Below are 17,171 nucleotides of genomic sequence, written 5' to 3'. Positions count from 1 at the left end.
ATCTAAATTTTAAAAGGTACTTATATTTGCTTTACTATTACTTTTCTTCCTTCTTTTTCTATTGAGATAATCTCAACCATTTTACCACTTTCAAGAAATTGTCCAACGGTGTTAACTTCATATCTTTCACCATCAAACTCAGCCTCACCCGAAGGCCTTAATGCAGATACAGTCATGCCTTTCTGACCAATTTCCAATTTGGTATCTGCTTCACTCTTAATTTTGCCAGTAACTGAGGAATTTACTGAAAACTTTTGCCAGACTTTTAATTTAAATGCCAGCACCCACATACCAGTAAAAATCAATATTGAACTTCCCAATATAACATGTCCTGCAGTTTCGCCATGATCTTTGTATGCCACAATAATTCCGGCAGCAATTACAGCCATTCCAAGAAAGCCAACAATGGTTGTTCCGGGAATGAAAATAATTTCTGCTGCAACCAGCACGAAGCCCAACAAGATCAATATTATTACTGGCAACCAATCAGCCATAGTTATGAAATTTTAATTAGTAGAATAAAATAGGCAATCACCTATCTTGTCAATAAATCCCAATAAAAAAGGCGACAAAAATGTCGCCTCTATATTACAAAATTTTTAGTTCAGTTCTAATAAGCCCTTGCAAAAATAACTCGCTGCTTACTTGGTTTGCCTGAATAAATACATTTACCTTCTTCCAACTCGTTATTTAAAGGTATACATCTGATAGTTGCCTTAGTCTCATTCTTGATTTTCTCTTCAGTTTCCGGAGTACCATCCCAATGAGCTCTAACAAAACCTGCATTTTCATCAAGAATTTGTTTGAATTCATCATAAGAATTAGCTTCTCTGATGTTTTCATCCCTGAATTTCCTGGCACGTTCAAAAATACTGTCTTGAATTTCATTCAATAAGTCAGGTATTCTATTTTCAATACCTTCTATCTCAACAGTATTTTTTTCTTTAGTATCTCTTCTTGCTAGTTCAACAGTTCCGTTTTCAAGATCTCTAGGCCCGATAGCAATACGTAATGGCACACCTTTTAATTCATACTCAGCAAATTTCCATCCTGGCTTATGTGTATCTCTGTCATCAAATTTCACAGAATAGCCTTTTGCCTGTAGTGCACTTTTTATTTCGTTAGCCTTTTCAGAAATCGCCTGTAACTGCTCATCATTCTTATAAACAGGAACAATTACCACGTGTATCGGAGCAAGATTTGGAGGAAGTACTAATCCGTCATCATCACTATGAGCCATAATTAATGCACCCATTAAACGAGTACTCACACCCCAGCTAGTACCCCACACATGCTCAAGCTTACCATCCTTACCTGTAAATTTCACATCAAATGCTTTTGCAAAATTCTGTCCAAGAAAGTGGCTTGTACCTGCCTGTAGTGCCTTACCGTCCTGCATTAAAGCTTCGATACAGTAAGTTTCCAAAGCACCGGCAAATCGTTCATTTTCTGACTTTATACCTTTAATTACAGGAACACCCATAAAGTTTTCTACGAATTCAGCATAAACATTTATCATTTGTTCAGTTTCCTGAATTGCTTCTTCTTTTGTAGCATGAGCAGTATGACCTTCCTGCCATAAAAATTCTGCAGTACGAAGGAAAAGTCTTGTTCTCATCTCCCAGCGAACAACATTTGCCCACTGATTTACCAATATTGGAAGGTCACGATAAGATTCAACCCAATTTTTATATGTACTCCAAATTACAGTTTCAGAAGTAGGGCGCACAATAAGTTCTTCTTCTAGCTTAGCTTCCGGATCAACAACAACACCTTTACCATCCTCATCATTTTTTAATCTGTAATGAGTAACTACAGCACATTCTTTAGCAAACCCTTCAACGTGATCAGCTTCTTTGCTTAAATAAGACTTGGGAATAAATAACGGGAAATAAGCATTGGTATGACCGGTATCTTTGAACATCTTATCAAGCGTTTGCTGCATTTTTTCCCATATCGAAAAACCATATGGTTTAATAACCATACAACCTCTTACAGCAGAGTTTTCGGCCAGATCAGCTCGCTTAACCAGTTCATTATACCATGCTGAATAATCTTCGCTTCGCTTTGGCAGTGCTTTACTCATAAAGTTTGGTACGTTTTTTGTTTTGAATATTACAAAGTAACTTTGTTTCGGCAAATATAATTCTTTCCGGATAATTTCATCCAATATTGCGTCGGAACGTTTATATTAATGGGAATCAATTTAAAATGGGGAAAGTTATGAACCAGAACACTATAACAAAACGATTATTCATCCTTGCCTTCATATTGACAGGTCTAACTGTCAATGCACAGGTGGTAGATGATATGTACTTTACTCCTGCAGACAGGCAGAAGAAAGACAAGAAACAGACTTCAACTACTCAGGTAACTGAAGGTCAGAAGGTAAGCCCTGATTATTCAATTCTTCAGGCTACAAATACTGAGCAAACATCAACAACACAAATCAACCCTGACTATCTTAGCCGATATACTAACGAGGTTGTAACCAATGCTAATACTGATGAACCTGAGTATTATAGAAACACTGACTCAAACCTGAATGTAAACTCTTATAATAATCAAGAGCAGGTTACTCAATATAATAATTCAAACGGTAGAACACAGGAAATATTACAAGATGGTTCGAGAACGATCATTGTAAACAATTATATACCTACTACTTACGCTAATACTGGATACAGATACAATGGCGGGTTCTACGATCCATGGTATGACCCTTATTGGTATGGTGGTTCCGGATGGAACTTCAATATATCTTTTGGATTTGGCTGGGGCTGGGGTAATTATTACCGCCCTTGGAGAAATCCATACTATGGATGGGGTGGAGGATTTTACGATCCGTGGTATGACCCTTGGTATGGATATAGTGCATGGAACAGACCATCATGGGGATGGGGCTGGGGATATTCCAACAGCTGGTATTCATATAACCGCGGATTTAACAATGGTTACTGGTGTGGATACAATGCCGGATTATCAAATAGTTACTACAGCTATAATAATGGAGATTATTACGTAGGAAACAGAAGAGTTGTAGGATCAAGACCAGGTGGTTCAACAAGTACAAATGACAGATACAATGTAAGCCCTAATAGAACAAGAACTTCGACATCTGGCAGAGTTTCTGAGTCAAGTACAGGCAGAAATTCAAGAATTGCATCAACTAACAGTAGAACTACTACAAATAGAAATGCTCGTACTGTTGCATCAAGAGATTCAAGATTAGACTCGTATGACAGAGATGCTACCAGAACACGTAGTACTTCTACAAGATCTTCATACACTGCCGGAAGAACAACTTTGGCAGCTGCAAGTAGCAGATCTTCATACACAGCAGACAGAGATGTAAGTAGAACATCTGACAGAAGTGCTTATACTCGTTCTACAAATACATCGACTAGAGATTATAATAACACTAGCAGATCAGTTCCAAATTCTGATTACAGAAACAGAACTTATCAGCGATCAACAAATTCAGGAACTTATAATAGAAGTTCTTCTCCTTCAAGAGATTATAACAGAAGCTCTACTCCTTCTAGAAATTATAATAGTGGAGGAAGTTCAAGAAGCAGCGGAGGTTCAACTTACAGAAGCTCAGGTTCTTCATCAAGAAGTAGTGGAGGTTCTTATAGCAGTGGCTCTTCAAGCAGCAGAAGTTCTTCAAGTAGCCGAAGCTCATCATATAGCAGTGGTTCTTCAAGAAGTTCTTCAGGAAGCAGTAGCCGCTCTTCAGGAGGAAGAAGCTCTTCTTCAAGAGGAGGTAGAGGAAACTAAACCGACCTTTCCCAAATTGATTTCATAAAGGTGCTTTACATAATGGAAAACATTAGTTAGAGCACCTTTTATTTTTAACAACAACACCAATTACTAATCATATGGAATTTTTAAAGAAAATTTCACTTTTATCTACACTTTTCATGACGACCCTTTTGGCGTCAGCACAATCATATGTTGAAATTGTTGAAAAGGCCTCTAATACAGAAATTAGCGGTACAGCACGAATCCAGGCTATGGGTGGAGCTCAAACTTCTCTGGGTGCTGATATCAGTAGTGGCTTTTCAAACCCTGCAGGAATTGGATTTTATAATAATAAATCATTCGCAGTTACGGCCGGACTAAATTTCGTTAATGCCAAATCTGACTTTTATAATAATAGAAATAGTGAAAGCGATTTCAGATTTAACACACCTGCACTTGGTATCATTTTTCAGAATGATGGAAAAGATAATAGCATAATAAAATCTAAAGGATTTGGTTTAACCATAACAAATACTTCTTATTTTGACAATAGCATCAGGTATAATGCGAGTAATCCATCCCAAGACTTTTCAAGTGACTTTTTTGATTACATATACAGCTTATATGATGCGAATAATTTCAATCCTGACTTTCCCTCAAACCTACCTGAACAGGCTTACAATGCATTTCTAGTAGAAGAAGATGCTTTAGGTTTATATTATATTGAAGGAGATGACTACCCTCCCCTTCCTAATGCTATAGACTATTCTAAAGATATCGAAGGTGGTAATTCTGCTTTAAACGTAGCTTACGGCATAAACATTAATGACAGAGTATATCTGGGTGCAGGATTAAACTTGCATTTTTATGATTACACTGTTGAAACATTTTATAGCGAGTTCAGAAATAATGCTGCTTTGGAAAGAATGAACTATTTACAATATGTAGATGTTAGTGCAGCAGGTGTAAGCGGAACTTTTGGAATTATAGCCAGACCTTTAAATCAATTAACTGTCGGTTTGTCTTACCAAACAAGAACAAGTTATAGAGCAACTGATTATGCAGAAGTAGTAGTTGAAGGCATTTTTAATAATTATGAATATGAAACAACTGATGGCTCAATATTCTTAAATAATGAATCTTCATTAGTTAGATACGAATCAGAATACAGTTTCACTACACCGGGAAAGCTTAGATTAGGAGCAACTTATTTATTCGGTAAGCGTGGATTAGTTTCTTTTGATGCTGAACATGTAAACTATTCAGGAATGAAGCTAAGAAACGGAACAGGTATAGATTTTTCTGGGGATAATCAATTTATTGATGATAATTATGATAATGTATGGAACTACCGTGTAGGTGCTGAGTTCAGATTAACAAAATTATTCTACTTAAGAGGAGGGTATGCTACATATGCCTGCCCTAAAAATCTTAATGGAGATAAATTCATTTATAGTGGAGGAGTTGGTTTCAGAACTAAAAATGGCTTATTCTTTGATCTGACATATTTATATAAAACCGAATCTGATATTCAGGATTCACCTTTTACAATTGCTGAACCTTATTCATCAGATATTCAAGCATTTGCTCCTTCAGCAAATATTAAGCAACAAGCTTCCTCAGTATTATTTACTTTTGGAAAATCTTTCTGAGGTAATTGATAACAGAAAACAAAAAAGCGGTGAAGTCATTCCTTCACCGCTTTTTTGTTGTTAAATATTTTAAGCATTACTGTTCAGTTTTTTCAGAGAACTTTAAATAATTCTCAATAGCTTGAAAATATGATCTGGCCACTTCTTGCAACCTCTCATTTTTCAATAATTGCTTATAAGTCAATCCTGATTTTGTCAGACTTAATATTTCATCAATATTATCCTGATACAAACTTTCTCCATAAACAATTGAGCCTTTAACTGCTCTTGTTAGATAAAGATTTCTATGATAAACACCCTTCTCACCTGAATAAATATTTACATATTCAATATGGCGAAGAGAATTCTCTTCAGGAATAGCCGGTATTCCTAGTGTTTCCTCATGATCCTGAATGTATGAACTTGCAAGCTCCTCGCTTCTATCCATATCATCACTTAATAACAGCCTTAGGAAATCAATACGCTGATCAACTTTCCTTAATTCATCCTGTAGAAAGCTACCTGGAATAAATGCCATTGAATAGTTCTCTTTGGTAGGAGTAGTGTACCCATCCTCATCTCTAGGATTATCCTCTTTTGCATTGTAATGAACAACTATAGTCACATCTGCTTTATAATCATTGATTACATCAGCCCTTCCAGTAAAATCAAGATATTTATAAAGTTTAAAGAATGCATTTTTAGGACTTGAATCAGACTTAAGACTTTGACATGTTCCTTCTGTCAATTCATCATCAGCACACATTTCATCTCTAACTCTGATAAAATCTTCTTTATACCAATCATCGAAGCTCTTACCAACTGCTGACTCGCCCTGTACACGTGTTAATTTAACACTAGCCAGTTCATTCTCAAGCATTTCTCTTAATATCTCAGCCGTAGCATAAGTTAACTGTGCTTCATAGAAAAACAGATCGCTTTTCCTTCCAACATCCTTGCCTTTTATCTTTAAAAATTTTGCTTCTTGTTTAGCTTCCCTTTCGTTTCCAGCAAAATGCCCCGGATCAATTGCTACTCTTAATCCAGCAAACTTAGTAGGCCTGTCTAAAGAAAACTCATCGTATTTTTCGGCAATAGACTTAGGAAATGCCGATGTCCCCTTTCTCTTATAAAAGTCGATTGCCTCCTCTCTAGATGCATTATAGACAATCTTCAAGAATAGTGGTATCTCCTGGTAGTAAAGTCTGAATTCCGGAGATCTCCCATTCCTCTTATCAGCAGGATGTGCATAAACTTCGAGGTAATTATCATCAAAAACGAAATATTCATGGAGACTTTCGTGTTTGATGAGTTTAGGTAAATGTCTTTCTATCCGTTTTTTATATAGCTCAACATCAACATCTTGTGCCATTATTAGATTAAACGATAAAAGACCAGCAAATAGAATCAATAAAACTCTCATAACGAGTAAAAATTTGATTTGACAAGTAGATTAAAAAAAATATTACTGAATATAAAGTTATTCCTTCAAATGTGAAACTATGTTTCTTATAACTTCATCAATATCATAATCAGTTGCATCTACCGTTAATGATGCCTGTTCATAATATGACCTTCTATTATTTAATAGTGAGTTATATTTTTCTTTTAGATCACCAGCAGCAAAAAGTGGTCTGGCAGTCACCTCCTTTTCATCTTTTCCTATTCTCTCAATCAACTGATCTAACTTCACATCAATAAAAATTGAGAATCCGGAAGTTGTTATTAATGACATATTATCATTAAAACAAGGAGTTCCTCCTCCTGTAGCTACAACTGTACTATTTTTACAATCATCGACCAGGTTTTGCAAATATTTAGATTCCAATTCTCTAAAATACCCTTCTCCATTTTTACTAAATATTTCAGGAATTGAGCGACCTTCTTTTTCGACGATATAATAATCTAAATCCAGAAAATCATAATTAAGCATTTCACTTAATCCTTTCCCAATAGAAGATTTTCCTGATCCAGGTAAACCAACAAGAAATATCAAATCAGGTTGATTCATAAAGATCTTAGCTTATTCTTACTCTAGGATCAATTAATGCATATAATGCATCAACAAGAATATTGACAATTACGAATATTAAAGCAATAATTAAAACAGCTCCCATCACAACAGGAAAATCAAGACTTTCTACAGCTTTGATTGTCACATACCCAAATCCTTTCCAGTCGAATACTAATTCAATAAAAAATGCTCCAGCCATTAGCGAGGCTAACCAGCCAGAAACAGCAGTAATTACCGGGTTTAAAGCATTTTTAAGCGCATGCTTGATTATTACTTTTTTATATGGTAATCCTTTTGAATATGCCGTTCTTATAAAATCTTGCTTTAATACATCCAGCATGGAGCTTCTCGTAAGCTGCATAATAATAGCCAAAGGCCTGATTCCCAGAGTAAAAGCAGGTAAAATCAGATTTTTCAAATGAAGAGTTTTACCTCCAAACGGACTATAGTCATATAATTGACCGGTGAGTCCCAAACCTGTCCAGTCAGCCAGATAATAACCAAATACCATCGAAATTATAATAGCAGCCACGAATGAAGGTAGAGAAATACCTAATACAGAGCCTGCAACTAGGAAGTTATCAAGAAACTTATGCTGATTTACTGCTGCAACAACCCCTATAGCTATTCCAAATACCGTGGCAAACAGCATTGCAGCAATAGCAAGCCAGATTGTAGGCTCTAAATTCTCCATTAATAGTTCACCAACCTTTTTATTAGTCTGAAATGACCTTCTTAAGTATGGAGCTTTAAAAACTACAGCTTCATTGCCAATTGAAAACAATTTGGTGTATTCGTATTTAGTTTGGTTCTCAGGTGTATCATCATGTATAGATATTGGAGAAAGATCTTTCACATAATGATAAAATTGAACTGGAAGTGGCTTATCAAGACCAAATTCTTTATTTATTGCTTCAATGGTAGTGATATCAGATCTCTTTCCCGCTACCATCCTTGCCGGATCTCCAGGTAATAGATGGAAGAGGAAAAATACTATAACAGTAACTCCCATCATAACCAGCAAACCATACCCCAATCGTCTACCTATGAATTTAAGCATTAAAAAATCTTTTGAATGATTATTTGATGGCTAAAATAATTCAAATTAATTCGTTATTAAAACCAATGTAGTAAAAAACCAAGTTAATCAATTAAACTGTGAATATCTGATGGTTCCGGAGTATCATTATGATGCCATTTTCCTTTCACAACACCATCTTGCACTAATATTAATCCCGGATTAGATCTTACCATTGCCTTCAATACAGTATGATCAGTGAAGTAATATGGAACACCTAATTGAACCTGGTGTCTGAATTTATCAAATTCTGACGGTCCCACAGCTGTCAAAACCATTGGCTCAATCCCTGGCTTTAATCTTGACAACAAAGAATTTATCCCTTTATATGCTTCAGCATCAGTCTTTTCAAGACTTTCTATGATTATCAAAAGCTTGATACCTTCAAAAGTTTCCTGTGTAGCATCTTCACCATCAACAGATTCAACACTATAATCAGTTATCTTTGGTTCAGACTCATCCTTATTTATCACTTCATTTGAAACATATTTATATCCTTCATCCTGAATATACTCTCTTGATTTTATTTCTTCGCCATCCTTCAAAAATGTATATTCAAAAATAGGTCTGGCGGCTGGCTGCATATTCTGAGGAATACTTTCTCCGATAGCATAAGGTCTGAAATCTATATATGGAAGATGTTTAATTGCATAAATCCCTACGATTGTAAAAATTATCGCTGAGAAGAAAAGAATACTATTTGCAGTCAGGCTTCTGAAAGTTGAAACAAAATCTTTTCGGTTCACAAATAGCCATAATGACATTACCAAAAGCACCACATCTTTATAGAATGATTCCCAAGGCGTTAACGGTATGGCATCTCCGAAGCATCCACAATCAGTAACTTTGTTAAAGTACGCAGAATAGAAAGTCAGAAAAGTAAAGAAGACAATCATTGCAAGAAGCACCTTTGTAGTCAAATTCATATTATAATTGATCAAAAGGGCTATACCTACCAGAATTTCAAATACTATGATCGCAAAGGCAATCGGTAAAGCTGCAGGAACAAGGTATTGAAACAACCCAAGGAAATCTTCAGCAAAAACCTGAAAATATTCAGTCATCTTAATTGCCGTTCCCTGAGGATCGTTAAGTTTAACTAAACCTGAAAAAATAAAAAGACCTCCTACAAAGATCCTGAAAGTATTATTTACAAAAGTCTTCATGTATTAAAAAATTACTTTACAAACTCACTTAATATTAGTGCAAAAACCGAATAGTTTAGCATATCCTGATAATTCGCTTTAACACCTTCTGAAACAAGAGTATGACCTTCATTATCCTCAATTTGTTTTACTCTATAAACTTTCATAAGGATAATATCAGTTATTGAAGAAACACGCATGTCTCTCCAAGCTTCACCATAATCATGATTTTTACGTTGTAATAGCTCCAAAGTTTCATTCGCAAACTGATCATAAAGCTTCATAAGCTCATCAGCCGGAATTTCAATTCGATCGTCTCCCTCAAGTGAGATCTGGATCATGGCTATCAAACTATAATTAATTATAGCTACAAACTCATCCTCAATAGCTTCATTGACCTGTTGCTGACCTTTATCCTGAATAGACCTAATTCGATTAATCTTTATGTATATCTGATCAGTTATCGAAGGCATCCTCATAATTCTCCAGGCTGTCCCGTAGTCTTTTGCCTTCTTTTCAAAAAGTTCACGGCAATGACCGATCACTTGATTATATTGCTTTATGGTTTTTTCTTCCAAAACTCCGAATTTTGTTCGACTGCGAAAGATAGTAATTTTAAAAATATTATGACACTTAAGATAAGGGGAAAACTACTGAATTTAAACACTCCTGTCGTGATGGGGATAATTAACCTCACTAATGACTCATTTTATAGTGAAAGCCGGGTTGATGATAACCTTTTAATGCAAAGGGTTGAGAAAATGATCAGTGAAGGTGCATCAATTCTAGATCTTGGAGCCTATAGTACTCGCCCGGGAGCAATTGAGATACCTATTGAGGAAGAAACAAAAAAAATCGTCAATGCAGTAACTACAATAAAAAGGGAATTTCCGGAAGTAATACTTTCAATAGATACATTTAGAAGTCAGGTTGCAGAAAGTGCACTTGATGCAGGAGCAGAAATAATTAATGATGTTTCGGGTGGTGATGCTGATCATGATATGTTTAATCTGATTATAAAGAAAAACTGCCCATATATATTAATGCATATGCGAGGAACCCCTCAAACGATGCAGTCGCTAACGGAATACAAAAATGTTACAGAAGAAGTAGTTATGAGTCTCGCTCAAAAGGTTAGACACTTACGAAATGAAGGTGTTTCAGATCTAATTGCAGACCCTGGCTTTGGATTTGCAAAAACCGTTGAACAAAATTATGAAATGCTCAAAAATTTAGCTTATTTTAAGGAAATTGGCGTTCCTTTACTCGTGGGAGTCTCCAGAAAATCCATGATATACAAACCACTTGGAGTCAGCTCCAAGGAAGCATTAAATGGAACCACTGCCTTGAATATGATTGCATTGGAAAAAGGAGCTAACATACTTCGAGTACATGACGTTAAAGAAGCTGTAGAATGCATTAAACTTTTTAACCTTATTAACACTTGAACCTATTATTTAAAATCGGATTCCTGAACATTAGCTGGATAGATGTTATCGATATCTTTCTGGTAGCTATACTTATGTATCAGCTTTATAAGCTAATGAAAGGCTCCGTTGCGGTTAAAGTATTTCTTGGTTTCCTTTCACTATATCTGATTTACCTTGTTGTAAGAGCATCAGGGATGGAGCTTCTATCATCAATTCTTGGTGAGTTTATGGGAGTTGGAGTTCTTGCAGTGATTATTTTATTTCAACAGGAAATTAGAAAGTTCTTGTTAATTATTGGTCGAAGTACAGCCTTTAATCGTGAGTCATTTATGGAGCTGCTAGGAATCAAAAATAAAAAGGAAGTCATTAGTCTAAATGTATCTTCTGTTGTTGAAGCAGCAAAAACACTTGGAGGCTCTAACACTGGTGCTTTAATTGTATTTTCGAGAAACTCAGAACTTAAGTTTTATGTTGAATCGGGGGACATGATGGATGCAGTGATATCAAAAAGAATCCTGCTATCAATATTCAACAAATACAGTCCTTTGCATGACGGAGCTGTTATCATACACAATGGAAGAATTAAAGCTGCAAGGTGTATTTTACCAGTTACAGAACAGAATCTTCCAGCTCAATTTGGATTAAGACACAGGGCTGCTATTGGAATGAGTGAAAATACTGACACTCTGGTGCTAATTATTTCAGAAGAAACCGGGCAGCTTTCAATAGCTAAAAGTGGAAAAATCGACCACAACCTTTCTCCACAGGAAATCAGAAAAAGAATTAATGAGTATTATCGTACAGTAGAGCCATCACTTGAACAAATGATTACAAACTCTGATAAGGAAGGAAAGAAAAAGAAGAAAAAGAAACCTACGGAATCATTAGAAGAAACATCATAAAAAAAGGCCCTGAACAGGGCCTTTTGTTTTTTCAATTTTATTTATTCTTATTTTATAACTCCTAATTCTTTACCAATTTTCACAAAGGCGTTAATAGCTTTATCAAGATGTTCTTTTTCATGAACAGCAGAAACCTGCACTCTGATTCTCGCCTGACCTTTTGGAACAACAGGGTAATAAAATCCAATCACATAGATTCCTTCTTCAAGAAGTCGCTCAGCCATTTTCTGTGCCAACGGCGCTTCATAAAGCATGATTGGAACAATTGCATGTTCACCTGGTTTAATATCAAAACCAGCTTCAGTCATTTTAGCTCTAAAGTATTTAGTATTATCCTCAAGCTTATCTCTTAGTTCAGTAGTTTCTGACAACAGATCAAAAACAGCAATTGAAGCTCCGGTAATAGAAGGTGCCAAAGTATTACTAAATAAGTATGGACGAGATTTTTGTCTCAGCATTTCGATTATCTCTTTTCTCCCGGATGTAAATCCACCAGAGGCACCACCAAGAGCCTTCCCTAAGGTTCCGGTAATTATATCAACACGTCCCATGCAGTTGCGATATTCATGCACCCCTCGACCTGTTTTACCCATAAACCCTGTTGAATGACATTCGTCTGTCATCACCATGGCATTATACTTTTCAGCCAGATCACAAATTTTATCAAGCTGAGCAATAGTTCCATCCATCGAGAACACTCCATCAGTAACTATGATTTTGTGTTTAGCACCCTGCTCATTGGCAGCTATTAGTTGCTTCTCAAGATCAGCCATGTCGTTATGTTCATATCTGAACCTCATAGCCTTACATAACCTGACCCCATCAATAATTGAGGCATGATTTAATGCATCAGAAATAATAGCATCTTCTTTTCCTAAAATAGGTTCAAACACTCCTCCATTAGCATCAAATGCTGCAGCATATAAGATTGTATCTTCAGTACCTAAAAATTCAGAAATCTTTCTTTCAAGTTCTTTATGAATATCCTGAGTACCACAAATAAATCTTACAGAAGACATTCCAAATCCGTGAGTATCTAAAGTCTTATGTGCAGCTTCAAGAATTTTTGGGTGAGACGATAACCCAAGGTAGTTATTAGCACAAAAATTGATCACTTCATTTCCCTGATCAGTCTTTATTTCAGCACCTTGTGGTGTTGTAATTATTCGTTCAGATTTATACAAACCGGAATCCTTTAATTCCTGCAATTGTTGCTGTAGTTCTTCTTTCAATGAATCAAACATCGTTTTCGTCTTTATTTGGTCTATTTATTTTGGGTTTCTTCATTATTGGTCTTGGTGCCTTTTTCTTTTCAGTATTTACCGATTCATTTATTGGCTCGACCTTTTTTTCTTGCTCTGTATCTTCAGACTTTTTTTTGATAACAGGCCTTTTCATTTTAGGCTTTATCGGCTTTGATTTTTGTTCTACGGTATTTTCAGTCGATTCTTTATCAGTTGCCATTTTAGGTCTGATTACAGGCCGTGGTTTTTTTATGGCTTTTGGTACTGAAGGCTCCGGTTGATCTTCTGCTTTGGAAGCTTTTATTACCGGTTTTACACGAACCGGCTTAGGTTTAACAGCCTTAACTTCTTTAGTGTCAGAAATATCGTCAGGCGCTTTTACTTTAGGTTTGATTATTGCCTTACCTCTTACCGCCTTTGCAGCTATTGCCGGCTTAACAGATGGTTTTGGCTTTAATTCAGGCTTAGGAATTTCTCCTTCGAATGGATGCATCCTTCTAATTTTATTTATGACAAACAGTTTCTGCCTAACAAAACTATTAGGGTGTACATAACCATACAGGAGTTCCCAGGAATGATATAGACTAGGATCAGTTTTTTTTAAACTGTCCGGATCAATTCTTTTTGTCTTCAGAAAGGTACTGAAATCCATATTACAAATATAGCTTTATGAACATGAAATGTATAGTATGTCAGCCTATAATCTCATAATACTTTATGCCATGATGGTTACCTTTTATTATTCCGGAGCATTATAATTATAAACCAATCTATATGTTACAGACAAAAGTAATTGCACCAATTTTTCATGAAACAGATATATTTGACAGAGAAATAAACTTGGCTGAATATACTGGTAAAAAAATACTTGTTGCATTTTTCAGACATGCGGGTTGCCCATTTTGTAACCTGAGAGTCCATACCCTTGTAAAGTTTTACGAAGAACTCAATGATCCGGATTTTAAGATGATTTTCTTTTTTGAATCAAAAAGAAGTGTTTTAGAAAGAAGCACTTTCCACCAGGAAGTCTCTCCTGTTCCAATAATATCTGATCCGGAAAAAATCATTTATGAAAAATACGGTTTAGAGCAATCAGCAAAAAACTCAGCTATCAGTCATATAACATCATTTGTCCAGACTGCTTTTAGAGCAAAGATGAAAAATTTACCAATGGGAATGCCTACTACGGGTGAATCTTTAAATACAATGCCTGCTGAGTTTCTCATTGATAAAGACTTAACAATTAGCCATGTTCATTATTCTCAAAGATTGAACGATCGTATGGATTTAACTCATATAAAAAATTTTATTTCAAATTAATCTATTACAATAGGTATATATTTGGCTAAAAACTTATATATCAGCACTACAATACCCATAAATCCAACGAGACCAATAAAACATTATCAAGATATCAAGATAAATAATGTAAAATCTTCAACATGATGTTTTTTTAGCCGTTCATTATTAATAATTTCGCAAAAAAATCTGCATCAATGACAAAAATATTGGTAATTGGATCTTTAGGTCAGCTTGGCACTGAGTTGGTCACCGGACTTCAGGAAGAATATGGTAAGGACAACGTAATTGCATCAGACTTAAAACCTGCCTCAGAAGTATCAGGAGACTTTATTTATGAGCAGTTGGATGTAATGAATAAAGATCTACTCCTTGGTATTGTAGAAAAATACAGAATTAATCATATATATCATTTAGCCGCTATACTTAGTGCTAAAGGTGAACAAAATCCACAATGGGCCTGGGATTTAAACATGGGCAGCTTGTTTAATATCCTTGATTTAGCAAAAGATATTGATCATGTAAACAGAATATATTGGCCTAGTTCAATTGCTGTTTTTGGTCCGGACACTCCAAAAGTAAATACTCCTCAGCAGATTGTAACCAATCCAACAACGGTTTATGGAATTAGTAAATTGGCCGGAGAAAGATGGTGTCAGTACTACTTCGAAAAATATGGCGTCGATGTAAGAAGCATCAGATATCCGGGATTGATCGGATATAAATCTCTCCCAGGTGGTGGAACAACAGATTATGCTGTTGATATTTATTACAAAGCACTTGAGAATGAAAAATTTGATTGTTTCCTTTCTGAGAACACTGCATTACCTATGATGTATATGCCTGATGCAGTAAGAGCTACAATTGATATAATGAAAGCTGACCCTGAAAAAATAAAGATTAGAAGTAGTTATAATCTATCAGCATTCTCATTTACACCTGAAGAAATCTACCAAAGTATTAAAAAATTTAAGCCGGATTTTGAGATTGAATACACTCCCGACTTCAGACAAAAAATTGCAGATAGCTGGCCAGATAGTATAGACGATTCATGTGCAAGAAATGACTGGGGATGGAAACCAGAATATAATCTTGATTCTATGACTGAGGATATTTTAATAAACTTAGAAAAATTGTTAGAATCTCAGAAATAATTTAAACCTTTTGCAAACATAAATCGTTTAAATTATTACTTAAACAGTGCAAATAGTTGGTATTAGCCCTGTCGTTGGTCGCGGCAGGGTTTTTTTATTAAAAAAAGGAAGCACCTCAAATGAAGTGCTTCCTTTTTATTCATTCAGCAATAATTCTCCTTATTTGGTCATAGCCATAAGAAGGTCATGCTGAGTAATAATATGAATGTCATTTTTTGCATCTCTGACAAGCAAAGCCTTATGCTCTTCATCAATCAATGAAGACAACACATCTAAAGTATTATTAGCAGCTACAAATTGAAATGGAGCATCCATAATTTCTGAAACCGCACCATTCTTCAGGTCCGGATTATCAATTAACTTCCTAAGCACTTTAGAGTCAGTTAAAGAACCAACAAAATTCTCTCCGTCAGTAACAGGAATCTGAGAAATACCTTTCTCATTTAAAAGACTAACAGCTTCACTTACTTTAGCATCTTTGCTTAATGTAACTAACTTACCATTTCCGTTTTGTCTGCTGATAATATCTTCGGCTGTAGCATAAGTTCTAGACTCAATGAAACCATGATCTTTCATCCAGTCATCATTATAAATCTTACCTAGGTATCTGGTTCCATGATCAGGAAGAATGATAACCATAAGATCATCTTCTTTCAGATTATCTTTAGCCCAGTCTAAGGCACCCTTAACTGCCGAGCCACAAGACCAACCTACAAATAGCCCTTCCTCTCTTGCTAGTCTACGGGTCATTATGGCAGCATCCTTATCAGTAACTTTCACAAAATGATCAATCAGACTGAAATCAACATTTTTAGGTAAAATATCTTCTCCGATTCCCTCAGTTAAATAAGGGTAAATTTCCTTTTCATCAAATATTCCCGTTTCCTTGTATTTTTTGAATACAGAACCATAACTATCAATACCAACAGTAACAATATCAGGGTTTTGTTCTTTCAAATACTTAGCAGTTCCACACATCGAACCTCCTGTTCCTACACCAGCTGCATAATGAGTTATTTTTCCTTCAGTATCATTCCATATTTCAGGCCCTGTAGTTTCATAATGCGCTGCTGCATTTGATAAATTATCATACTGATTTGGGAAGAATGAATTTGGGATATCCTCATTCATTTTTCTAGCAACAGAATAGTAAGATCTTGGGTCATCAGGACCAACATTAGTAGGACATACAATAACCTCTGCACCCATTGCGCGAAGAATATCTATCTTTTCTTTAGATTGCTTATCAGCCAATGTGAAAATGCACTTATATCCTTTGGCTATAGCACCAAGAGCAAGTCCCATTCCTGTATTCCCTGAAGTACACTCAATAATTGTACCTCCTGGTTTTAAAAGACCATTTTTCTCAGCATCTTCAATCATTTTCAATGCCATTCGGTCTTTCATTGAGTTACCAGGATTAAAATACTCTACTTTTACAGCAACAGTACCTTTTATTCCTTCAGAAACTTTATTCAATTTAATTACAGGTGTATTACCTATTGTATCGATTACTGAATTATAAATCAT

The 17,171-nt window shown here is 35.5% G+C and carries 16 protein-coding genes; 6 read left to right on the top strand and 10 right to left on the bottom strand.

The features are described 5' to 3' along the window. Positions 1 to 20: 20 nt before the first annotated feature. A complete protein-coding gene (locus HH304_RS10500; RefSeq protein ID WP_169681174.1) occupies positions 21 to 494 on the bottom strand; it encodes an NfeD family protein in 474 nt (157 codons plus the stop codon). 116 nt (positions 495 to 610) lie between these two features. Further along, positions 611 to 2,086, bottom strand: coding sequence for a proline--tRNA ligase (proS, locus tag HH304_RS10495; RefSeq protein WP_169681172.1), 1,476 nt, complete (start codon positions 2,084 to 2,086; stop codon positions 611 to 613). A 137-nt stretch (positions 2,087 to 2,223) separates the two neighbouring features. Here proS and HH304_RS10490 point away from each other — a divergent pair, with 137 nt between their 5' ends. Then, positions 2,224 to 3,780 (top strand): hypothetical protein, encoded by a 1,557-nt coding sequence (locus HH304_RS10490; protein WP_169681170.1) that lies wholly within the window; start codon positions 2,224 to 2,226, stop codon positions 3,778 to 3,780. Between the two features lie 101 nt (positions 3,781 to 3,881). Continuing rightward, positions 3,882 to 5,396 carry an OmpP1/FadL family transporter gene (locus HH304_RS10485; RefSeq protein ID WP_271711587.1) on the top strand — a complete coding sequence of 505 codons (1,515 nt, stop codon included), beginning with the start codon at positions 3,882 to 3,884 and terminating at the stop codon, positions 5,394 to 5,396. Between the two features lie 76 nt (positions 5,397 to 5,472). Here HH304_RS10485 and HH304_RS10480 read toward each other — a convergent pair whose 3' ends face one another. From HH304_RS10480 to HH304_RS10460, 5 genes are all read right to left on the bottom strand, one after another. After that, complete coding sequence (locus HH304_RS10480; protein WP_169681167.1) at positions 5,473 to 6,798, bottom strand: N-acetylmuramoyl-L-alanine amidase; 1,326 nt, start codon at positions 6,796 to 6,798, stop codon at positions 5,473 to 5,475. A 57-nt stretch (positions 6,799 to 6,855) separates the two neighbouring features. After that, positions 6,856 to 7,386: a shikimate kinase gene (locus HH304_RS10475; protein WP_169681165.1), complete on the bottom strand. Its 531-nt coding sequence runs from the start codon at positions 7,384 to 7,386 to the stop codon at positions 6,856 to 6,858. Between the two features lie 7 nt (positions 7,387 to 7,393). Next, complete coding sequence (locus tag HH304_RS10470; RefSeq protein WP_169681163.1) at positions 7,394 to 8,449, bottom strand: ABC transporter permease; 1,056 nt, start codon at positions 8,447 to 8,449, stop codon at positions 7,394 to 7,396. Between the two features lie 83 nt (positions 8,450 to 8,532). Continuing rightward, positions 8,533 to 9,633: a BT_3928 family protein gene (locus tag HH304_RS10465; protein ID WP_169681161.1), complete on the bottom strand. Its 1,101-nt coding sequence runs from the start codon at positions 9,631 to 9,633 to the stop codon at positions 8,533 to 8,535. A gap of 11 nt (positions 9,634 to 9,644) precedes the next feature. Then, positions 9,645 to 10,190, bottom strand: a complete 546-nt coding sequence (locus HH304_RS10460) for a DUF1599 domain-containing protein (RefSeq protein ID WP_169681159.1) — start codon at positions 10,188 to 10,190, stop codon at positions 9,645 to 9,647. A 48-nt stretch (positions 10,191 to 10,238) separates the two neighbouring features. Here HH304_RS10460 and folP point away from each other — a divergent pair, with 48 nt between their 5' ends. Both folP and cdaA read left to right on the top strand, forming a co-directional pair. Then, on the top strand, positions 10,239 to 11,060 hold the full coding sequence (gene folP / locus HH304_RS10455; RefSeq protein ID WP_169681157.1) for a dihydropteroate synthase: 822 nt from the start codon (positions 10,239 to 10,241) through the stop codon (positions 11,058 to 11,060). Beyond that, the gene (gene cdaA, locus HH304_RS10450; protein WP_169681155.1) at positions 11,057 to 11,944 is read left to right on the top strand and encodes a diadenylate cyclase CdaA; all 888 of its coding nucleotides are present in this window, start codon (positions 11,057 to 11,059) and stop codon (positions 11,942 to 11,944) included. The genes folP and cdaA overlap by 4 nt, the downstream gene beginning before the upstream one ends. A gap of 47 nt (positions 11,945 to 11,991) precedes the next feature. Here cdaA and kbl read toward each other — a convergent pair whose 3' ends face one another. Together kbl and HH304_RS10440 are read right to left on the bottom strand one after the other, a co-directional pair. Further along, positions 11,992 to 13,188 (bottom strand): glycine C-acetyltransferase, encoded by a 1,197-nt coding sequence (kbl, locus tag HH304_RS10445; RefSeq protein WP_169681153.1) that lies wholly within the window; start codon positions 13,186 to 13,188, stop codon positions 11,992 to 11,994. Then, the gene (locus HH304_RS10440; RefSeq protein ID WP_169681151.1) at positions 13,181 to 13,840 is read right to left on the bottom strand and encodes a hypothetical protein; all 660 of its coding nucleotides are present in this window, start codon (positions 13,838 to 13,840) and stop codon (positions 13,181 to 13,183) included. The genes kbl and HH304_RS10440 overlap by 8 nt, the downstream gene beginning before the upstream one ends. 122 nt (positions 13,841 to 13,962) lie before the next feature. On the opposite strand from HH304_RS10440, the gene HH304_RS10435 reads away from it, so the two are divergent. After that, entirely contained in the window at positions 13,963 to 14,508 is a 546-nt protein-coding gene (locus HH304_RS10435) for a redoxin domain-containing protein (RefSeq protein ID WP_169681149.1), read from the top strand. A 176-nt stretch (positions 14,509 to 14,684) separates the two neighbouring features. Continuing rightward, entirely contained in the window at positions 14,685 to 15,641 is a 957-nt protein-coding gene (locus HH304_RS10430) for an NAD-dependent epimerase/dehydratase family protein (protein ID WP_169681147.1), read from the top strand. 159 nt (positions 15,642 to 15,800) lie between these two features. Here the strand turns inward: HH304_RS10430 and HH304_RS10425 are convergent, their stop codons facing one another. Beyond that, positions 15,801 to 17,171 (bottom strand): cystathionine beta-synthase, encoded by a 1,371-nt coding sequence (locus HH304_RS10425; RefSeq protein WP_169681145.1) that lies wholly within the window; start codon positions 17,169 to 17,171, stop codon positions 15,801 to 15,803.

The organism is Marinigracilibium pacificum, assembly GCF_012926615.1.
Classification (GTDB): domain Bacteria; phylum Bacteroidota; class Bacteroidia; order Cytophagales; family Cyclobacteriaceae; genus Mangrovivirga; species Mangrovivirga pacifica.
Note: the sequence above shows the minus strand (reverse complement) of the source record. Positions and strands in the feature narration are given on the sequence as shown.

Bases quoted from the DNA above. Each gene is read 5' to 3' on its own strand.
- HH304_RS10500 (WP_169681174.1), bottom strand. From the start codon at position 494: ATGGCTGATTGGTTGCCAGTAATAATATTGATCTTGTTGGGCTTCGTG.
- proS (WP_169681172.1), bottom strand. From the start codon at position 2,086: ATGAGTAAAGCACTGCCAAAGCGAAGCGAAGATTATTCAGCATGGTAT.
- HH304_RS10490 (WP_169681170.1), top strand. From the start codon at position 2,224: ATGAACCAGAACACTATAACAAAACGATTATTCATCCTTGCCTTCATA.
- HH304_RS10485 (WP_271711587.1), top strand. From the start codon at position 3,882: ATGGAATTTTTAAAGAAAATTTCACTTTTATCTACACTTTTCATGACG.
- HH304_RS10480 (WP_169681167.1), bottom strand. From the start codon at position 6,798: ATGAGAGTTTTATTGATTCTATTTGCTGGTCTTTTATCGTTTAATCTA.
- HH304_RS10475 (WP_169681165.1), bottom strand. From the start codon at position 7,386: ATGAATCAACCTGATTTGATATTTCTTGTTGGTTTACCTGGATCAGGA.
- HH304_RS10470 (WP_169681163.1), bottom strand. From the start codon at position 8,449: ATGCTTAAATTCATAGGTAGACGATTGGGGTATGGTTTGCTGGTTATG.
- HH304_RS10465 (WP_169681161.1), bottom strand. From the start codon at position 9,633: ATGAAGACTTTTGTAAATAATACTTTCAGGATCTTTGTAGGAGGTCTT.
- folP (WP_169681157.1), top strand. From the start codon at position 10,239: ATGACACTTAAGATAAGGGGAAAACTACTGAATTTAAACACTCCTGTC.
- kbl (WP_169681153.1), bottom strand. From the start codon at position 13,188: ATGTTTGATTCATTGAAAGAAGAACTACAGCAACAATTGCAGGAATTA.
- HH304_RS10440 (WP_169681151.1), bottom strand. From the start codon at position 13,840: ATGGATTTCAGTACCTTTCTGAAGACAAAAAGAATTGATCCGGACAGT.
- HH304_RS10435 (WP_169681149.1), top strand. From the start codon at position 13,963: ATGTTACAGACAAAAGTAATTGCACCAATTTTTCATGAAACAGATATA.
- HH304_RS10430 (WP_169681147.1), top strand. From the start codon at position 14,685: ATGACAAAAATATTGGTAATTGGATCTTTAGGTCAGCTTGGCACTGAG.
- HH304_RS10425 (WP_169681145.1), bottom strand. From the start codon at position 17,171: ATGATTTATAATTCAGTAATCGATACAATAGGTAATACACCTGTAATT.